The organism is Streptomyces sp. NPDC051051 (assembly GCF_040682975.1).
Taxonomy (GTDB): Bacteria; Actinomycetota; Actinomycetes; order Streptomycetales; family Streptomycetaceae; genus Streptomyces.
The window spans coordinates 74770-91360 of the sequence record NZ_JBFBCB010000033.1 but is presented as its reverse complement, the minus strand read 5'-3'; the positions used below and the strand labels follow the sequence as shown (position 1 = coordinate 91360).

The following is a 16591-nucleotide window of genomic DNA, read 5'->3' as shown; positions in this document are numbered from 1 at the left end:
GGTCGTTGTGCGGCTCCGTGGGCACCCTGGCCGTGATCTCGTATGCTGGGTCGCAAACCAGTCAGGCCGGGGGAGGGGGAGGGGAAACCGGTGGGGCCGGCGAGGACGGGCGGGGCGAACCGGTGAGGTGGGCGAGGGGGGAGGTGGGTGAGGGGCGGGGGCGTCGAGGCGGTCGGGGTGGATCGAAGGGGATCGGTGGGGGCGTCGGGACCGGGGTCGATCCGCCGGGTGGCCGGGTGGGCCCTCGGTCCGCGAAGCTCAGTGGATGATGCCGGTGCGCAGCGCCACCGCGACCATCCCGGCGCGGTCGCCCGTGCCGAGCTTGCGGGCGATGCGGGCGAGGTGGCTCTTGACGGTCAGCGCGGACAGGCCCATCGAGACGCCGATCGCCTTGTTGGACTGGCCTTCGGCGACCAGGCGCAGCACCTCCACCTCGCGGCCGGACAGCTCGCGGTAGCCGCCCGGGTGGCTCGGGGCACCCGGGGGGCGGCGGTGGAGGCGGGCGGCGGCCGCGCCGATGGGGGCGGCACCGGGCCGGGTGGGGAGCCCGACGTTGGTGCGGGTGCCGGTGACGACGTAGCCCTTGACGCCGCCGGCGAGGGCGTTGCGTACGGCGCCGATGTCGTCGGCGGCGGAGAGGGCGAGCCCGTTGGGCCAGCCCGCGGCGCGGGTCTCCGACAGCAGGGTGAGGCCGGAGCCGTCGGGAAGGTGGACGTCGGCGACGCAGATGTCGCGGGGGTTGCCGATGCGGGGACGAGCCTCCGCGACGGACGAGGCCTCGATGACATCGCGCACACCGAGCGCCCACAGATGGCGGGTGACGGTGGAGCGGACGCGCGGGTCGGCCACGACCACCATGGCGGTGGGCTTGTTCGGGCGGTAGGCGACCAGGCTTGCGGGCTGCTCGAGGAGAACGGACACCAGGCCTCCTGGGAGGGGGGATGATGGGCCGGCTCGTGGGGATGAAGCCGGGACGAACCGTGCTTTCAAGGTCACAGTCGTCTTCGGCACCGGACCGTGGATCCTTTAGAAAATGATCACGATCTAGTGAGTAACAATGCGTGCAATTCGGACACGTGATCGATCATCCGAAGATCGAGTCGGTTTGAGCGGGTGTCGTATGGGATCGAAAGTGGCCGTATCGACAAAGAGATGGTCAATCGGGGCGGCCGTTCGAGGGACTCCGCGGTTACCGGACCCGAACACGGCGTGCGGGCACAGCCGACGGGCCCCGGCGGGGGCGTGAGGCCGTGAGGTCGGGGAGGGCCGGTGCGATCGGGGAGGGCCGGTGCGATCGGCGGGAGCCGGGAAACCGGAGAAGGTCAGGGGTGTGCCGGGCGACGACGGAACCCGTCGCCGTCGGTGTGCGCGGTCACCGCTGCCGCCGTCGTCGCGGCAGCGTCACCGCGACTGCGGCCCCCGTCGCTGCGGCAGCGTCACCACGGACGCGTCCCCCGGACCGGCCGGCGGCAGCCCCGCGACCTGCGCCAGCAGATCGCACCAGGACGCCAGGTGCGCCGCCGTGTCCGGGACCGAGCCGCGCCCCTCGCGGGGCGTCCAGGAGGCCCGGATCTCGATCTGCGAGGACGCCGGGCGTTCCGACAGGCCGCCGAAGTGGTGCGAACTCGCCCGTGTGACCGTGCCGCTCGGCTCGCCGTACGTCAGGCCGCGCGCCTGGAGCGCCCCGGTCAGCCAGGACCAGCACACGTCCGGCAGCAGCGGGTCCACCGCCATCTCCTGCTCCAGCTCCGCCCGCACCAGGGTGACCAGCCGGAAGGTGCCGCGCCAGGCGTCGTGCCCGGCCGGGTCGTGCAGCAGGACCAGGCGCCCGTCGGCCAGATCCTGGTCGCCGTCCACGACGGTCGCCTCCAGCGCGTACGCGTACGGCGCGAGGCGCCGCGGGGCCGGGGTCTGCTCGATCTCGATCTGGGGCCGCAGCCGGGCGGTCCTCAGCGCGTCGACGGCGGCCTGGAAGGGCGCCGGAGCCGCCCTGTCCCCCTCCCGGTCCTCCCCGTTCGCGTCATCCATCCCGCCCGCACCGTCCGACAGTCGTCCCTGAGCCGCAGCCATGCCGGGAACATTAAGGGGAACGGGAGCTTCGCGCAGGGCAAGACACCCGTGCGCGGTCCTCGGACGGCTGCGCGCTGGGCGAACAGGCGCGCGGGCGGGGGGTGTCGGCGGGCGCCCCGCGGGCGGGACGGGGGCGGACCGCCGGTTTCCGCGGGCTTTCCGCGTCGTGGGAGACTTGCCGTCGTGAGCGCGAACGAGAGCCCCGCGGGCCGGCAGCCGACAGCGACGTACGACAGCCCCTTCATGAAGGCGTGCCGGCGTGAACCGGTGCCGCACACGCCCGTGTGGTTCATGCGCCAGGCCGGGCGCTCGCTGCCCGAGTACCGCAAGGTGCGCGAGGGCATCCCGATGCTCGAGTCCTGCATGCGGCCCGAGCTGGTCACCGAGATCACCCTCCAGCCGGTGCGCCGGCACGGCGTGGACGCGGCGATCTACTTCAGCGACATCGTCGTCCCGCTCAAGGCGATCGGCCTCGACCTCGACATCAAGCCGGGCGTCGGCCCGGTCGTCGAGCAGCCCGTCCGCACCCGCGCCGACCTCGCCCGGCTGCGCGACCTCACCCCCGAGGACGTCTCCTACGTCACCGAGGCGATCGGCCTGCTGACCCGCGAGCTGGGCTCCACCCCCCTCATCGGTTTCGCGGGCGCGCCCTTCACCCTGGCGAGCTACCTCGTCGAGGGCGGCCCGTCGCGCACGTACGAGAACGCCAAGGCGATGATGTACGGCGACCCCGAGCTGTGGGCCGACCTGCTGGACCGCCTCGCGGACATCACGGCGGCCTTCCTGAAGGTGCAGATCGAGGCGGGCGCGTCGGCGGTCCAGCTGTTCGACTCGTGGGTGGGCGCCCTCGCTCCGGCCGACTACCGCCGTTCGGTGATGCCGGCCTCGGTGAAGGTCTTCGAGGCCGTCGCCGGGTACGGCGTCCCGCGCATCCACTTCGGCGTCGGCACCGGCGAGCTGCTCCGGCTCATGGGCGAGGCGGGCGCGGACGTCGTCGGCGTCGACTGGCGCGTCCCGCTCGACGAGGCCGCCCGCCGGGTCGGCCCCGGCAAGGCGCTCCAGGGCAACCTCGACCCGACCGTGCTGTTCTCCTCCACCGAGGCCGTCGAGACCAAGACCCGCGAGGTCCTCGACGCCGCCGCGGGCCTGGAGGGCCACGTCTTCAACCTCGGCCACGGCGTCATGCCGTCCACCGACCCGGACGCGCTGACCCGCCTCGTGGAGTACGTCCACACCCACACGGCCCGCTGACCCGCCGTCCGCGTCACCAGCCGGGCCGCGCGCTCCTGCCGAACAGCAGGCCGCGCGGCTCCGGCGGTGGCGGTGTGCCCTTCTTCAGCGGCCAGGCGAGCAGCATGCCCGCCAGGAAGCCGACGACATGCGCCGCGTACGCCACCGTGCCCGCGTCGGACACGCCCTCGCCGGAGGAGTACACCGCCTGGAGCCCGAACCAGAAGCCCAGCACCAGCCAGGCCGGCAGCCGCAGCGGCAGGAAGACCAGGAACGGCACGAGCACCCACACCCTGGCCTTCGGGTACAGCACCAGATAGGCGCCCAGCACGCCCGCGATCGCTCCCGAGGCGCCGATGAGCGGGTCGGTCGAGTCGGCGTTGACGAGCGCGAAGCCGTATGACGCCGCATAGCCGCAGGCGCCGTAGAACAGCGCGAAGCGGACGTGGCCCATGCGGTCCTCGATGTTGTTGCCGAAGATCAGCAGGAACAGCATGTTGCCCAGCAGGTGCAGCCAGCCGCCGTGCAGGAACATCGCGGTGAGGACGCTGAGCGCCGGGGACTTGTCGTAGTCCGACGGGCCCAGCAGACAGCCGCCGCCGCGCACGTCCCCGGTGGGGACGAACTGCGGGAACTGATGGTGGATCAACTCCCGGGGCACGGCCGCGTACTGCTCCAGGAACGCGTGCAGATGGCAGGTCTGCGCCAGCGTGCTGTCACCCGCCACCGAGCCGGACAGGCCCGGCATGAACAGGAACACGAAGACGTTCACGGCGATCAGCGCATACGTCACCACGGGGGTGCGGCGCGCGGGATTCACGTCATGGACGGGGATGACCACAAGGAAGTACTGCCCCCGATCCGTTCGGTGAACCGGTGAACGCGGTTCCCCGCGGGCGCGTATGAACCGGCAACCGCCCGCGGCACAGGGAAGGCGGGCCGCGGGCACGACGTGAGGAACAGGCGATGAACGACAGGGTGACCCCTCCCATGCACGCCACACCCGACGGCGAGGCGGAGATCGCGCTCGTGATCCGGCTGCCCTGGGAGGACGTGGCCCGGCTCGGTCAGGAGGCGGGGCGGCTGGCCGCGCAGCACCAGCGGGCGGTGACCCTCGACGAGGCCGTCAGCCACCGGCTGCGGTCCCGGCCGGCGTCGGCGGCGCACGCGAAGCCGGCCGAGCAGCAGCCTCCGGCGGTCTCCGCGCTGCCGAGGCTGTCCGGGACCGCGTAGGCCGGGTGCGGGTGCGCGGGGCCGGCCGCTGCTCCTACCCCTGCGCGCCGCGCACCTTCGCGGCCGCCTTCCGCGCCGCCACCAGCACCGGATCCCACACCGGGCTGAACGGCGGGGCGTAGCCCAGGTCCAGGGTGGTCATCTGCTCGGCCGTCATGCCCGCCGTCAGGGCCACCGCCGCGATGTCGACGCGCTTGGCCGCGCCCTCCCTGCCGACGATCTGCACGCCGAGGAGACGGCCCGTGCGGCGTTCGGCGAGCATCTTGACGGTCATGGGGGAGGCGCCGGGGTAGTAGCCGGCCCGGCTGGTGGACTCGACGGTGACCGCCTCGTACCGCAGCCCCGCCCTGCGCGCGTCCTTCTCGCGCAGGCCCGTGCGGGCGATCTCCAGGTCGCAGACCTTGCTGACGGCGGTGCCGACGACGCCGGGGAAGGTGGCGTAGCCGCCGCCGATGTTGGTGCCGATGATCTGTCCGTGCTTGTTGGCGTGGGTGCCGAGGGGGATGTGGCGTTCCTGGCCGGAGACCAGGTCGAGGACCTCGACGCAGTCGCCGCCGGCCCAGACGTTCCCGTGGCCGCGCACCCGCATCGCCAGGTCGGTGAGGAGACCGCCGTGGGCGCCGAGGGGCAGGCCGGCGGCCTCGGCGAGGGCGGTCTCCGGGCGGACGCCGATGCCGAGGACCACCACGTCGGCCGGGTGCTCGGCGTCCGCCGTGACGACCGCCCGCACCCGGCCGTCGTCGTCGGCGAGCAGCTCGGTGACCTCGGCGTCGTTCACCATGGTGATGCCGAGACCCTCCATGGCCCGGTGCACCAGCCGGCCCATGTCCGGGTCGAGCGTGGACATCGGCTCGCTGCCCCGGTTGACGACCGTCACCAGATAGCCCCGTTTGATGAGCGCCTCGGCCATCTCCACGCCGATGTAGCCCGCCCCGACCACCACGGCGTGCCGCCCCCGCGCGCGGCTGCGCGCGAGCGAGTCGAGCAGTTCCTGCCCGTCGTCGAGCGTCTGCACCCCGTGCACGCCCTCGGCGTCGGCCCCCGGCAGGTCCGGCCGGATCGGCCGGGCCCCGGTGGCGATCACGAGGTCGTCGTACGACGTCCAGGACTCCGCACCCGAGTCGACGTCACGCGCGTGCACCCGCTGCCGGGCGAGGTCGATCTCCGTGACCTCGGTGCGCAGGCGCAGGTCGATCCCGCGCGCGCGGTGCTCCTGCGGCGTGCGGGCGATCAGATCGTCCCGCTCGTCGACGTCGCCCCCCACCCAGTACGGGATGCCGCAGGCCGAGTAGGACGTGAAGTGGCCGCGCTCGAAGGCCACGACGTCCAGTTCCCCGGGCCCCTTCAGCCGGCGGGCCTGGGAGGCCGCCGACATGCCCGCGGCGTCGCCGCCGATCACGACCAGCCGCTCCCGCCCGGCCGCCCCGGGGCGCGCGCTCTCGCTCATGCTCATGCGGACACGCTACGGGGCGAACGCCGCGGGACCCCGCCCTCGCCCCCACCGGGCCGACCAGGCCACGGACTCGGCGGCCCGGCCGGCCCGGCACCCCAGCACCTTCGGACGGTGGGAGACCACCGGCCGGGAGACGTCGAAGAGGCCGGGCCGCCCGCCCCCTTCAGTCCCGGTCGGCCGTCCGCTGCCCGGGCTCGTCCGGGTGGGCCGGCCGGCGTCGGGGGCGGAGCAGCCGCAGCCACACGAGCAGCGCCAGCGCGAGCACCGCGGCGAACGGCAGCACCGCGCCGAACGCGATCGCGATCCAGCGCAGCATCGTCACGAACGCGTCCCAGCCGCCGGCCAGCGCGTCCACGAACCCGGGGTCGTCGTCCCCGGCCTCGACCGGCACCGGCTTCTCGGACAGGGTCAGCGTGATCGTGGCCATGCTGGTGCGGTCCTTCAGGGACGCCTGCTGGGCGAGCAGCGCCTCCAGATCGGCCTCCCGGCGGCTCAGCTCGCCCTCCAGGGTGACCACGTCGCTCAGCTTCGTCGCCCGGTCCATCAGTGCGCGGACGCGGGTCACGCTGGCACGCTGCGAGGTGATCCGGCTCTCCACGTCGACGACCTGGTCGGTGACGTCCTGGGCCTTCGCCGTGCGCTCCAGGAGCTTGCCCGCGCCCTGCAGCCCGGCCAGGACGTCGTCGTACTCCTCCACCGGCACGCGCAGGACGACGCGGGTCTGCTCGGCGCCGTCCTCGTCGCGGACGGTCGTCTCGTCGCCGATGTAGCCGCCCGCGTTCTCGGTGGTGGCGCGGGCCTGGTCGAGGGCCTTGGGCACGTTCTTGACCTGCACGGTCAGGGTGGCGGTGCGAATGATGCGGTTGCCGGACGGCTTCGGCGCCGCGGTCGCCCGCGACCCGCTCGCGCCCGCACCGGACTTGGCGTCCTCGGCCGGCCGCGCCGGGCCGGCCTCCGGGCCGGCCGCCTTGTCCGAGCTGCTGCTCGCTCCCGTGTCGTTCGCGCCGCACCCGGTGAGGGCGACGGCGGCGGCGAGCAGGACGCCCGCCAGGGCGTGGACCGGTCGTACGGAACGTCGTGTGCGCATGTGGGCGTACCCCCCGAGGGTTCGGCGACGGCTGACGGTCCTTCGACGCCGGGGCGGGACGCGGCGTTCGACCGCGACGGTTCCGAAGCGGTCACGGTCGGGACTCGGTGGGGCCACATGGCCCTGGCCGGAGTGCCGGTGAGGTCTGAGAGAGTGGAGGGCATGAGCGCAACGGGTACGAGCACGGGGCACGTCGTCGTGGTGGGAGCCGGGATCGCGGGCCTGGCGGCCGCCCACCGGCTGCTGCAGCGCGGCACGCGCGTCACCGTGCTGGAGGCGTCCGAACGGGTCGGCGGCAAGCTCCTGCCGGGCGAGATCGCCGGCGTCCGGGTCGACCTGGGCGCCGAGTCGATGCTCGCCCGCCGCCCCGAGGCGGTCGCCCTCGCGCGCGAAGCGGGCCTGGGCGAGCGCCTCCGGCCGCCGGCCACCGCCACCGCCTCCGTCTGGACCCGCGGCGCCCTGCGCCCCATGCCCAAGGGCCACGTCATGGGCGTCCCCGGCACCGCCGCCGCGCTGGCCGGCCTCCTCTCCGACGAGGGCCTCGCCCGGATCGTCCGGGACGCCGACCTGCCCCGCACCGAGGTCGGCGAGGACGTGGCCGTCGGGGAGTACGTGGCGGCCCGCCTGGGCCGCGAGGTCGTCGACCGCCTGGTGGAGCCGCTCCTCGGCGGGGTCTACGCCGGTGACGCCTACCGCATCTCGATGCGCTCGGCCGTCCCGCAGCTGTTCCAGGCCGCGCGCACCCACCGCTCGCTGACGGAGGCCGTCCGCGACATCCAGGCCGAGGCCGCCGCCCACCAGCAGACCGGACCCGTGTTCATGGGCATCGAGGGCGGCGTCGGCTCGCTGCCGCTCGCGGTGGCCGCGTCCGTCGAGGCGCGCGGCGGCGAGATCCTCACGCGCACGCCGGTGAGCGCCCTGCGCCGCGACCCGGCCGGCGGCTGGCGCGTCACCGCCGGCGACCGCGTCCTGCACGCCGACGGCGTCGTCGTCGCCGTCCCCGCGCCCGTCGCCGCCGCGCTGCTCGCCGCCGAGTCCCCCGGGGCCGCCGCCGAACTGCGCACCGTCGAGTACGCCTCGATGGCCCTCGTCACCCTCGCCTTCCGCCGCGCCGATGCCACCCTGCCCGACGGCAGCGGTTTCCTCGTCCCGCCCGTCGACGGCCGCACCATCAAGGCGTCCACGTTCGCCTCGCAGAAGTGGGGCTGGATCGCCGACGGGGACCCGGACGTGACCGTGCTGCGCACCTCCGTCGGGCGGTACGGCGAGACGGAGATCCTGGAGCGCTCCGACGCCGAACTCGTCGACGTCTCGCGGCACGACCTGAAGGCCGCCGTCGGCCTGGCCGCCACGCCCCTCGAAACCCGCGTCACCCGCTGGACGGACGGCCTGCCCCAGTACCCCGTGGGCCACCACGCGCGCGTGGCCCGCGTCCGCGAGCACCTCGCGAAGCTCCCCGGTCTCGCGGTGTGCGGCGCGCCCTACGACGGCGTCGGCATCCCCGCCTGCATCGCGAGCGCGTACGCGGCGGTCGACGGGATCGGCGGCGACGAGAGCGGTGCGCGCGAGCTGACGGCCAACCCCGTGCAAAGTCTGCACGGCGGAGCGGGAGAATGAGAACCATGAGTGACGACGCCCCCACCACCGAGCCCGGCAGGATCCCGAACAAGGGCAAGCTGGCCAAGGACCTCAACGAGGTCATCCGCTACACGCTGTGGTCCGTCTTCAGGCTGAAGGACACCCTTCCCGAGGACCGCGCCGGTTACGCCGACGAGGTCCAGGAGCTGTTCGACCAGCTCGCCGCCAAGGACGTGACGGTCCGCGGCACCTACGACGTGTCCGGCCTGCGCGCCGACGCGGACCTGATGATCTGGTGGCACGCCGAGACCAGCGACCAGCTCCAGGAGGCGTACAACCTCTTCCGCCGCACCCGGCTGGGCCGCGCCCTGGAGCCGGTCTGGTCGAACATGGCGCTGCACCGACCCGCCGAGTTCAACCGCTCGCACATCCCGGCGTTCCTCGCCGACGAGACGCCGCGGAACTACATCAGCGTCTACCCGTTCGTGCGCAGCTACGACTGGTACCTGCTGCCCGACGAGGACCGCCGCCGCATGCTCGCCGACCACGGCAAGATGGCCCGCGGCTACCCCGACGTCCGCGCCAACACGGTCGCCTCGTTCTCCCTCGGCGACTACGAGTGGATCCTCGCCTTCGAGGCCGACGAGCTGTACCGCATCGTCGACCTCATGCGCCACCTGCGCGCCTCCGAGGCCCGGCTGCACGTCCGCGAGGAGGTCCCGTTCTACACGGGCCGCCGCAAGGACGTCGCCGAACTGGTGGCGGGCCTCGCCTGATCAGCGCGCCGGCCGGGCGGCCGCCGCCCTCTCGTCGCGGCCGGCCGGCCGGGGTTCCGCGTGCGGGGCGCAGGCCGCGCGCCGGGCCGGCAGCCGCCCCTCCAGCAGGTAGGCCTCCAGATGGCCGTTGACGCACGGGTTCGGCCCGCCCGCGATGCCGTGGGTGCCGGCGTCCCGCTCCGTCACCAGCACCGAACCCGTCAGCCGCCGGTGCAGCTCCAGGGCCCCGTCGTAAGGTGCCGCGGCGTCCCGTTCGGCCGCCAGGATCAGCGTCGCGGGCAGCTCGCCGGGCCCGGTCCGCACGTCCGGCGGCTGCTGCCGGGGCGCCGGCCAGTACGCGCACGGCAGGTTCGCCCACACGTTGTCCCAGGTCTCGAACGGCGCCACCCGCGCGAGCCGCGTGTTGTCCCGGTCCCACACCCGGAAGTCCGTCGGCCACGGCCCGTCGTTGCACTCCACGGCCGTGTAGACGGCGTTCGCGTTCTCCGCCTCCGCCGCGGCCTCCGGGGCCGGCGCGGCCAGCGCGATCAGCCGCTTCGGATCGCCCTTGAGATACGTCGACAGCGCCTCGGCGCGGGACGGCCAGTAGTCGTCGTAGTACCCGGCCTGGAGGAACGCGCCCTGCAACTGCGCGGGCCCCACCCGGCCGCCGGCCGGCTCGGCGGCCAGTCTGGCCCGCGCCCGCTCGTAACTGCGCAGCACCGCCTGCGGGGTGCCGCCCAGCCCGTACACCCGGTCGTGCCGTGCGACCCACTCGCGGAAGTCCTCCCAGCGGCTCTCGAACGCCGCCGACTGGCCCAGGTTGTTGCGGTACCAGATCTGCGCCGGGTCCGGGTTCACCGCCGCGTCGAACACCATCCGCCGCACGTGGGAGGGGAACAGCGTCGCGTACAGCGCCCCGAAGTAGGTGCCGTACGACGCCCCCATGAACGTCAGCCGGTCCTCGCCCAGCGCGGCCCGCAGGACGTCCAGGTCACGGGCGTTGTTCAGCGAGTGGTAGTGCCGCAGCGCGCCGCCCGTCCGCTGCGCGCAGCCACGCGCGTACGCCTTCGCCCGTGCGACGCGCTCCCGCTTGTACGCCTCCGAGGGGTGTACCGGCGCCGGGGCGGGCCCCTTGAAGAAGGTCTTCGGGTCCTCGCAGGACAGCGGGGCCGAGCGGCCGACCCCGCGCGGGTCGTACCCCACCAGGTCGTAGGCGGCGCCGAGGCGCTTCCACTCGGGAACCATGCCGACCAGCGGGAAGTACAGCCCGGAGGCGCCCGGCCCGCCCGGGTTGAAGACCAGCGAACCCTGCCGGGGCACGCGGTGCTTGCTGTTGTGCGGGTCGCGGTGGGTGGCCCGGACCCGGCTGACGGCCAACTCGACCTGCTCGCCGTTCGGCCGCGCGTAGTCGAGCGGCACGCTCACGGTGCCGCACTCCGTGCCGGCAGGCAGGTCCGGCACGTCGGAGCAGGCACCGAAGTCGATCCCCTTCGCCGCGGCCCGCTCGGCGGCGAGCGCGACACCCGCGACACCGGGGACGGCGTTCGGGGTCCCGCCCGCGGGGACTGCGGAAAGGAGGGTCAGGAGCAGGGCTCCCGTGGCCGAGTGGAGGACGGCAGCTCTCATCGCGGGTCCCTTCGAAGCGCGGCAGCGACAGAAGGGATGCTTCGTCCGCCTGTTGGCGAAGGCAAGCACCACGCGAGGGTGTCGGCGCCGATGCCCCTCGTGCGCCCCCGGGAAACCCGGACGCGCCGGGGCGCCTCAGCCGCTCCCGCAGGCCCCGGGGCCTGCGTCGCGGTGGGCGAACGCCGCTCGCAGGTGCGGTTCGGACACCGCCCGGATGCCGTGGACGGCGACGGAGGTCAGGTAGGCGTGGTCGTCGGCCTCGGCCGCGGTGCTACGGGCCAGGGCGGTCAACAGGTGCTGTCCCGCCGGGGAGGCCCAGCGTGAGTACGGGTGCGCCTCGATCCGGGCCAGGGCCAGGCAGCTCAGGGTGAGGGCGAGGGGCAGCCCGAACCAGGCGGCGACGAGGACGCGCGGCATGTCCGAGGGGATCGGCGTCAGCAGCGCGGCCGTACCCAGCGCCGGCACGGCCAGGGCGGCACCCCGTACCCGCCGGACGCCCGCCGCCACCGTCGTACCGGCACCGTCGGGCACCGCGAGGCCGGCGCCGGTGAGGCGGTCGGCGAGCCGGCGGACCGCGTCGGCGGCCGCGGCGGCGGCCCGCACCGGGGCGATCCTGGACTGCCCCGCGGGGCCGATGGCTCCTATGACGGACCGTTCCATCTCGTCGCGCCCGTGCGGGTCCACCACCGTGGCCCAGCCCGTGTGGGCGAGCAGCAGCCGTCGCTGCCGGGCCATGGACACCAGCGTCAGCTCGACGACCCGGGCAGGACCCCCGGACAGGAACGCCGCCTCGTGGAGCGTCAGGTCGTGTCCCCCGACCGCGTCCGTGTCGACGGCTGCCGTACGGACGGCGGCCAGGCACAGCCGGGTGCACGCGACACCGGCGACGGCCCAGGCCAGTAGCAGGAGAAGGACCCAGAACATGCCGCAGTTCTATGCCGGACGCACCGGGGAACGCCATGCCCTGTTCACTATCCGGACCCGGTGCGGCGGATGTGCGACGGTCCGCCTGCCTTCGTCGGGCCCGGTCAGGAACCGTCGGACGGCGGCGGACCGGTCGCGGCCGGCGGGAGCGGGTAGCCCGACGGCGAGGACGGCGCGAGCGGTACGACCGTTCCCGGGTCGGCGACCGGACCGGGCGGAGCGGGGGAGCGGGTGACCGGCGGGGTGCTGCCCGCCGCCAGATCCCGGGCGAGGCGGGCGAAGTCGACGCGACCGGTGGCCTCCAGGACCTTGATGTGGTCCAGGACCGTGGTGTTGGCGTCGTCGGCGAGGTCGCGCACCAGCGCGTTCTGGGTGCCCGCCCGCACCTGCGCGACGACGGAGAACACCCGGCCGTGCGCGAGTCGCAGGATGTTGGCGAACTCCCGGTCGAAGTCCTCGCCCTGTGCCGCGTCCAGCCTCTTCAGCCAGTCCTGCTGCTGGTCGGTGGGCTCGTCGGGCAGAGCGAGCCCGAGCTGCGCGGCGACCGTGCGCACCCGCTCGTCCAGGAAGGCGTGCCCCTCGACGAGGTGCCGTCCCGCCGTCCGCACGGCCTCGGTCGTGCCCTTGGCCTGCGCCTGCCGGCCCGCCGGCAGTTCCCACAGCCCGGCCAGCCGCACCTTGGTGACGAAGTCGCGGTCGAGCCCGGACAGTGGCCCGTACTGCGTCGCCACGGTCTCCGCGTTCAGCACGTCGACGCCGGTGCCCGACCGGTCCTCGTAGGACCAGACCGGGAAGACGAGTGCGACGAGCGTCGCGGCCAGGCCGAGGACGATGAGCCCGGTGCCACTGAAGATGCCTCTGCCCCTGATCGGGGGTCGGGGTCGCATGGTGCCTCCTGCTCACGGCACCGCACGCTCGTGCTTCGGGTGCGGGGTGGGCATATTACTGCGCCCGCGGAGGCAACTGCCGCCTGAGGGGCAAAGGTTGCGGCTCAGGCTTTCGGTGCGAAACGCCCTTCGGGGTCGCACGGCAAAAGGGCGGAAAACATCAGGAACCGCCCGCCGGGGAGGACCGGCCGCCCCCGGTGTTAACCCGGGCACACTCGAGCACGGGGTGTTCCGACGGTTTCGACGCCCGGGGTGCCGCCCCGGTCACCGCCCGATCAACGAGCGTCCCACCCGGCCCAGCCGGGACAGCGGCCTCGGCGCCGGGCCCGAGCGGTCCAGCCACCAGCGCCGCAGCTCGCGCCGGGCCCGCCCCTCCGCCAACTGTCCGCCCAGCAGCAGCTGCTCGGCGAAGTCCAGGGCGTCCTGCCGGTAGCCGCCGCGCATCGGGTGGCGCTGGGCATGGGCGATGAAAGCGGACCGGTAGCCGGCGCCGAGGATCAGCGGCAGCTCCGGCGCCAGCTTCGCCACCACGTCGGCCCGCTTCGCGGCCAGCGCGCGGGCCTGCACGCCGAGCCGTACCCGGTCGAAACCCTCCGGGACGGGCGTCCCGGCCACCAGCGCGGACAGCAGGGCGGCCTGGGCGAGTCCGAGCCGCTGCCGCGTGGCGTCGCCGACGGCCGGCGGCTCGCTCGTCCCGGCTCCCGCCGCCCCCCGTGCCGTCTCCCCGGCCCCCGCGGCCGGTACGTCCCGCGCGGTCGCCCCCCGTCGGCGCGCCCCCAGCTCCACCGCCTCCCGGATCGCGTCCAGCTCCCGCTCCAGCTCCTCCGGTGCGGGGAAGTTCTCGTCGCGTTCCAGCAGCACCCCGGACGGGGCGACGCGGGAGGCGAGGTCGGTCAGGATGTCGAGGACGGGGCGCGGCACCGGATGCGCGTGGCTGTCGTGCCAGACGCCGTCCCGTTCGAAGCCGCCCGCGACATGGACGTACGCGATGGCCTCCAGCGGAAGCTCGGCGAGCGCCCTGGCGGGGTCCTCGCCGCGGTTCACGTGGTTGGTGTGCAGGTTGGCCACGTCGATGAGCAGCCGGACGCCCGTGCGGTCGGCCAGCTCGTACAGGAACTGACCCTCCGTCATCTCCTCGCCGGGCCAGGCGATCAGCGCCGCGATGTTCTCCACGGCGAGCGGCACGGGCAGCGACTCCTGCGCGATGCGCACGTTCTCGCACAGCACGTCCAGCGCGTCCCGGGTGCGCGGCACGGGCAGCAGGTGCCCGGCCTCCAGCCGGGGCGTCGCGGTCAGCGGGCCGCCCGCCCGGACGAACGCGATGTGCTCGGTGACCAGCGGCGAGCCCAGCACCTCGGCCCGCGCGGCGAGCGCGGCCAGCCGCCCCTCGTCGGGCCGGTCGGCGTCGCCGAGGCCGAGCGAGACGCCGTGCGGGACGACGGCGACCCCGCGTTCGCGCAGCCGCAGCAGGGACTCGGGAAGGTGACCGGGGCAGACGTTCTCGGCCACGGCCTCGACCCAGTCGACGCCCGGCATGCGCTCCACGGCGTCCGCGATCTCCGGCCGCCAGCCGATTCCCGTACCGAGCCGCGTCATGGTCCCCTCCTTCATCGCCGACCCCCCTGCGTGGTGACCGGGATATGACCCCACCGGCCGGGCCCGAACCGCCGGCGGCGCTCCTTCAGAGCAACATTTGAGGTTCGGCCGCGCACCGCCGCCCGGCCCGCCCGTCCCCGGGAAGTACGCGCGGCGGGCCCGCCCGGTTCAAGCGGCGGGCCCGCCCGGTTCAAAGGGAAGGCACGACAGGGCCCGGTCGGGTCGAGATCCGCGACGGCGGCGCCGACGCCGTCACCGCGAGCGCAGCGCCGGGTGTTCCGCGACCACCGTGCAGCTGCCCGGCGCGATCTCGGTGAACCCCGCGTCCCGCACCAGCGGCAGTCCGCTCGCGGTCAGCTCGCGCCAGTGCTCGGGCTCCGCGGTGCGCACGGCCAGCGGGAAGCCCGCCTCGCGCCATGCCGAGCGCTCCTCGTCGGACAGCTCCCACCAGGCGAGCTGCGCGCCGTGCCCGGCCTGCGCCATGGCCTTGCCCGCCGACATCTCCACCTCGGGGCTCATCCACAGCACCGGCACCCCCGGACCGGCCGGCGACGGCTCCCGCGGGTCGTCGAGATCGGTCCCCGACACCTGGAGCTTCGCCAGCTCCTTCGGCCACCCGTCCAACGGCACCGGCACGAACACCCGGACCTCCGCCGTCCTCCCGGTCACGGTGATCCCGGGCAGCTCCCCGGCCCGCCGCCACTCGGCCCCGCGGGCCCGCCGTACGACCTTGCGGATGCGGGCGTCCTGCCAGTCCCGTACGGCCTGCGCCCACTCGCCCTCTCCGCGGGCCCGCTCGTCGCTCAGCAGCACGAGCACGGCCCGGGCGGCCGTCTCGAGCGCGTCGGTGCGGCCGGGAGGGTCGGTCTTCTCCAACCGCACGACGAGCGGAAGGACGAACTGCGGCGCCTGATCACGCGGATTCGGCTCGGTCTGGAACGGACTCTCACTCACTCGGCGCAGGGTACTGGACGGGCCGGCACGACCGGGGGCGCCCCCGGTCCCCGGCCGTCACGCGGCCGGGGCTCAGCCCGAGCAGGCCGTCCGCTGGGCCTCCTGCCACTCGCACACGGGGCACAGCGTGATCCCCCGGTACGACCGCGGGTACTCCGTCGGCTTCCGGCACAGCACGCACTCCGCGTACGGCGGCCCCCCGGCTCCGGGCGGCCCGCTCGCGTCGATCGGACCGTAGGTGTCGTCGCCGTCGTCGCTCATGGCCCCAGCGTACGAGAGCGGCGCGGGTCTCAGCGGCGGCCGCCCGCGGCGCCGATCAGCTCGGACACCTTCACGAACCGGTAGCCCCGGCGGCGCAGCTCGGGCACGATCGCGCGCACCGCCCGCTCGGTGACCGGGGCGGCGCTGCGCGTGCAGTGCATGACCACCACCGACCCCGGCCGCACGCCCTCCAGGACCTGCCGGGCCACCGCGTCCGCGTCGGTGGCGAAGGCGTCGCCGCTCACCACGTCCCACTGCACCGCCGTCACCCCGGTGCCGCTCACCGCGCGCAGCGCCTGTCCGTCGTAACAGCCGCCCGGGAAGCGGAAGTACGGCATCGCGTCCGGAACCCCGGCGGCCCGGAAGGCCGCGTACGCCCGCTCCACGTCCGCCCGCATCGCCTCGCGCTCCACGGTCGGCAGGCCGTAGCAGTCGGCGGTGAAGGCGTAGTGGCTGTAGGAGTGGTTGGCGACCTCGAAGAGCGGGTCCCGGCCGACGGCGCGGGCCTGGGCCGGATACTCCTCGGCCCACCGACCGGTCATGAACACGGTCGCCGGTACCTTCAACGCCCGCAGGGCCGCGATCAGTCCGGGGTTGTCGAAGTGCTCACCGGCCGCCGCCCGCGCCCCCTGGCCGGCGGTCATGTCGGCGTCGAAGGTGAGGGCGACGGTCTTGTCGCGGGTGCGGGGCGCGTGCGCGAAGACGGGAACCTGGCCGGCCGGCCCCGGCGCGAGGGTGGGCGGCCGGGACGCGGCGGGCGACGGACGGTCGGCGGAGGGCCGGTCGGCGGAGGGCCGACCGGGGGCCGGGCGGGGGGCGCGGGGTGCCTCGGCGGTGCCGCAGGCGGCGAGCACGGCACCGAGGACACCGAGGACACCGGCGGCGGCGAGACGGCGTACGGGAGGGATCATCGTATGAAGTTATGAGCGACGAC

General features: G+C 74.5%; 16 protein-coding genes. 4 read left to right on the top strand and 12 right to left on the bottom strand.

Annotation, left to right across the window (positions count from 1 at the left end; all coding sequences use genetic code 11):
- Positions 1 to 258: 258 nt before the first annotated feature.
- Entirely contained in the window at positions 259 to 921 is a 663-nt protein-coding gene (locus AB0N31_RS24125) for a response regulator transcription factor (protein WP_003972894.1), read from the bottom strand.
- Between the two features lie 480 nt (positions 922 to 1401).
- Positions 1402 to 2070: a DUF3000 domain-containing protein gene (locus AB0N31_RS24120; RefSeq protein WP_366060474.1), complete on the bottom strand. Its 669-nt coding sequence runs from the start codon at positions 2068 to 2070 to the stop codon at positions 1402 to 1404.
- Between the two features lie 183 nt (positions 2071 to 2253).
- On the opposite strand from AB0N31_RS24120, the gene hemE reads away from it, so the two are divergent.
- Entirely contained in the window at positions 2254 to 3321 is a 1068-nt protein-coding gene (gene hemE, locus AB0N31_RS24115) for a uroporphyrinogen decarboxylase (protein WP_366060473.1), read from the top strand.
- A gap of 13 nt (positions 3322 to 3334) precedes the next feature.
- Here hemE and AB0N31_RS24110 read toward each other — a convergent pair whose 3' ends face one another.
- On the bottom strand, positions 3335 to 4141 hold the full coding sequence (locus tag AB0N31_RS24110; RefSeq protein WP_366060472.1) for a rhomboid family intramembrane serine protease: 807 nt from the start codon (positions 4139 to 4141) through the stop codon (positions 3335 to 3337).
- A 125-nt stretch (positions 4142 to 4266) separates the two neighbouring features.
- Here AB0N31_RS24110 and AB0N31_RS24105 point away from each other — a divergent pair, with 125 nt between their 5' ends.
- A complete protein-coding gene (locus tag AB0N31_RS24105; RefSeq protein WP_363090419.1) occupies positions 4267 to 4533 on the top strand; it encodes a hypothetical protein in 267 nt (88 codons plus the stop codon).
- Positions 4534 to 4567: 34 nt separating this feature from the next.
- Here AB0N31_RS24105 and AB0N31_RS24100 read toward each other — a convergent pair whose 3' ends face one another.
- Positions 4568 to 5986 carry an FAD-dependent oxidoreductase gene (locus AB0N31_RS24100; RefSeq protein ID WP_366060470.1) on the bottom strand — a complete coding sequence of 473 codons (1419 nt, stop codon included), beginning with the start codon at positions 5984 to 5986 and terminating at the stop codon, positions 4568 to 4570.
- A 163-nt stretch (positions 5987 to 6149) separates the two neighbouring features.
- Entirely contained in the window at positions 6150 to 7073 is a 924-nt protein-coding gene (locus tag AB0N31_RS24095; protein ID WP_366060469.1) for a DUF4349 domain-containing protein, read from the bottom strand.
- Positions 7074 to 7235: 162 nt separating this feature from the next.
- Here AB0N31_RS24095 and hemG point away from each other — a divergent pair, with 162 nt between their 5' ends.
- Both hemG and hemQ read left to right on the top strand, forming a co-directional pair.
- Positions 7236 to 8690 (top strand): protoporphyrinogen oxidase, encoded by a 1455-nt coding sequence (gene hemG, locus AB0N31_RS24090; RefSeq protein WP_366060468.1) that lies wholly within the window; start codon positions 7236 to 7238, stop codon positions 8688 to 8690.
- A 5-nt stretch (positions 8691 to 8695) separates the two neighbouring features.
- On the top strand, positions 8696 to 9427 hold the full coding sequence (gene hemQ / locus AB0N31_RS24085; RefSeq protein ID WP_366060467.1) for a hydrogen peroxide-dependent heme synthase: 732 nt from the start codon (positions 8696 to 8698) through the stop codon (positions 9425 to 9427).
- On the opposite strand, the gene AB0N31_RS24080 is transcribed toward hemQ, so the two are convergent.
- The 7 genes from AB0N31_RS24080 to AB0N31_RS24050 form a co-directional block, all read right to left on the bottom strand.
- On the bottom strand, positions 9428 to 11035 hold the full coding sequence (locus AB0N31_RS24080) for an alpha/beta hydrolase (RefSeq protein ID WP_366060466.1): 1608 nt from the start codon (positions 11033 to 11035) through the stop codon (positions 9428 to 9430).
- A gap of 135 nt (positions 11036 to 11170) precedes the next feature.
- Positions 11171 to 11959, bottom strand: coding sequence for a TIGR04222 domain-containing membrane protein (locus AB0N31_RS24075; RefSeq protein ID WP_366060465.1), 789 nt, complete (start codon positions 11957 to 11959; stop codon positions 11171 to 11173).
- Between the two features lie 104 nt (positions 11960 to 12063).
- Positions 12064 to 12846 (bottom strand): DUF4142 domain-containing protein, encoded by a 783-nt coding sequence (locus AB0N31_RS24070; protein ID WP_366060464.1) that lies wholly within the window; start codon positions 12844 to 12846, stop codon positions 12064 to 12066.
- Between the two features lie 264 nt (positions 12847 to 13110).
- Positions 13111 to 14442 carry a DUF692 domain-containing protein gene (locus AB0N31_RS24065; RefSeq protein WP_366060463.1) on the bottom strand — a complete coding sequence of 444 codons (1332 nt, stop codon included), beginning with the start codon at positions 14440 to 14442 and terminating at the stop codon, positions 13111 to 13113.
- A gap of 252 nt (positions 14443 to 14694) precedes the next feature.
- A complete protein-coding gene (locus AB0N31_RS24060) occupies positions 14695 to 15405 on the bottom strand; it encodes a peptidyl-tRNA hydrolase (protein ID WP_366060477.1) in 711 nt (236 codons plus the stop codon).
- 63 nt (positions 15406 to 15468) lie between these two features.
- Complete coding sequence (locus AB0N31_RS24055; RefSeq protein WP_366060462.1) at positions 15469 to 15657, bottom strand: hypothetical protein; 189 nt, start codon at positions 15655 to 15657, stop codon at positions 15469 to 15471.
- Between the two features lie 29 nt (positions 15658 to 15686).
- Entirely contained in the window at positions 15687 to 16568 is an 882-nt protein-coding gene (locus AB0N31_RS24050) for a polysaccharide deacetylase family protein (protein WP_366060461.1), read from the bottom strand.
- Positions 16569 to 16591: the final 23 nt, after the last annotated feature.

Coding starts and splice junctions, on each gene's coding strand:
- AB0N31_RS24120 (WP_366060474.1), bottom strand. CDS start 2,070: ATGGCTGCGGCTCAGGGACGACTGTCGGACGGTGCGGGCGGGATGGAT.
- AB0N31_RS24105 (WP_363090419.1), top strand. CDS start 4,267: ATGAACGACAGGGTGACCCCTCCCATGCACGCCACACCCGACGGCGAG.
- AB0N31_RS24100 (WP_366060470.1), bottom strand. CDS start 5,986: ATGAGCATGAGCGAGAGCGCGCGCCCCGGGGCGGCCGGGCGGGAGCGG.
- AB0N31_RS24095 (WP_366060469.1), bottom strand. CDS start 7,073: ATGCGCACACGACGTTCCGTACGACCGGTCCACGCCCTGGCGGGCGTC.
- hemG (WP_366060468.1), top strand. CDS start 7,236: ATGAGCGCAACGGGTACGAGCACGGGGCACGTCGTCGTGGTGGGAGCC.
- hemQ (WP_366060467.1), top strand. CDS start 8,696: ATGAGTGACGACGCCCCCACCACCGAGCCCGGCAGGATCCCGAACAAG.
- AB0N31_RS24080 (WP_366060466.1), bottom strand. CDS start 11,035: ATGAGAGCTGCCGTCCTCCACTCGGCCACGGGAGCCCTGCTCCTGACC.
- AB0N31_RS24075 (WP_366060465.1), bottom strand. CDS start 11,959: ATGTTCTGGGTCCTTCTCCTGCTACTGGCCTGGGCCGTCGCCGGTGTC.
- AB0N31_RS24070 (WP_366060464.1), bottom strand. CDS start 12,846: ATGCGACCCCGACCCCCGATCAGGGGCAGAGGCATCTTCAGTGGCACC.
- AB0N31_RS24065 (WP_366060463.1), bottom strand. CDS start 14,442: ATGACGCGGCTCGGTACGGGAATCGGCTGGCGGCCGGAGATCGCGGAC.
- AB0N31_RS24055 (WP_366060462.1), bottom strand. CDS start 15,657: ATGAGCGACGACGGCGACGACACCTACGGTCCGATCGACGCGAGCGGG.
- AB0N31_RS24050 (WP_366060461.1), bottom strand. CDS start 16,568: ATGATCCCTCCCGTACGCCGTCTCGCCGCCGCCGGTGTCCTCGGTGTC.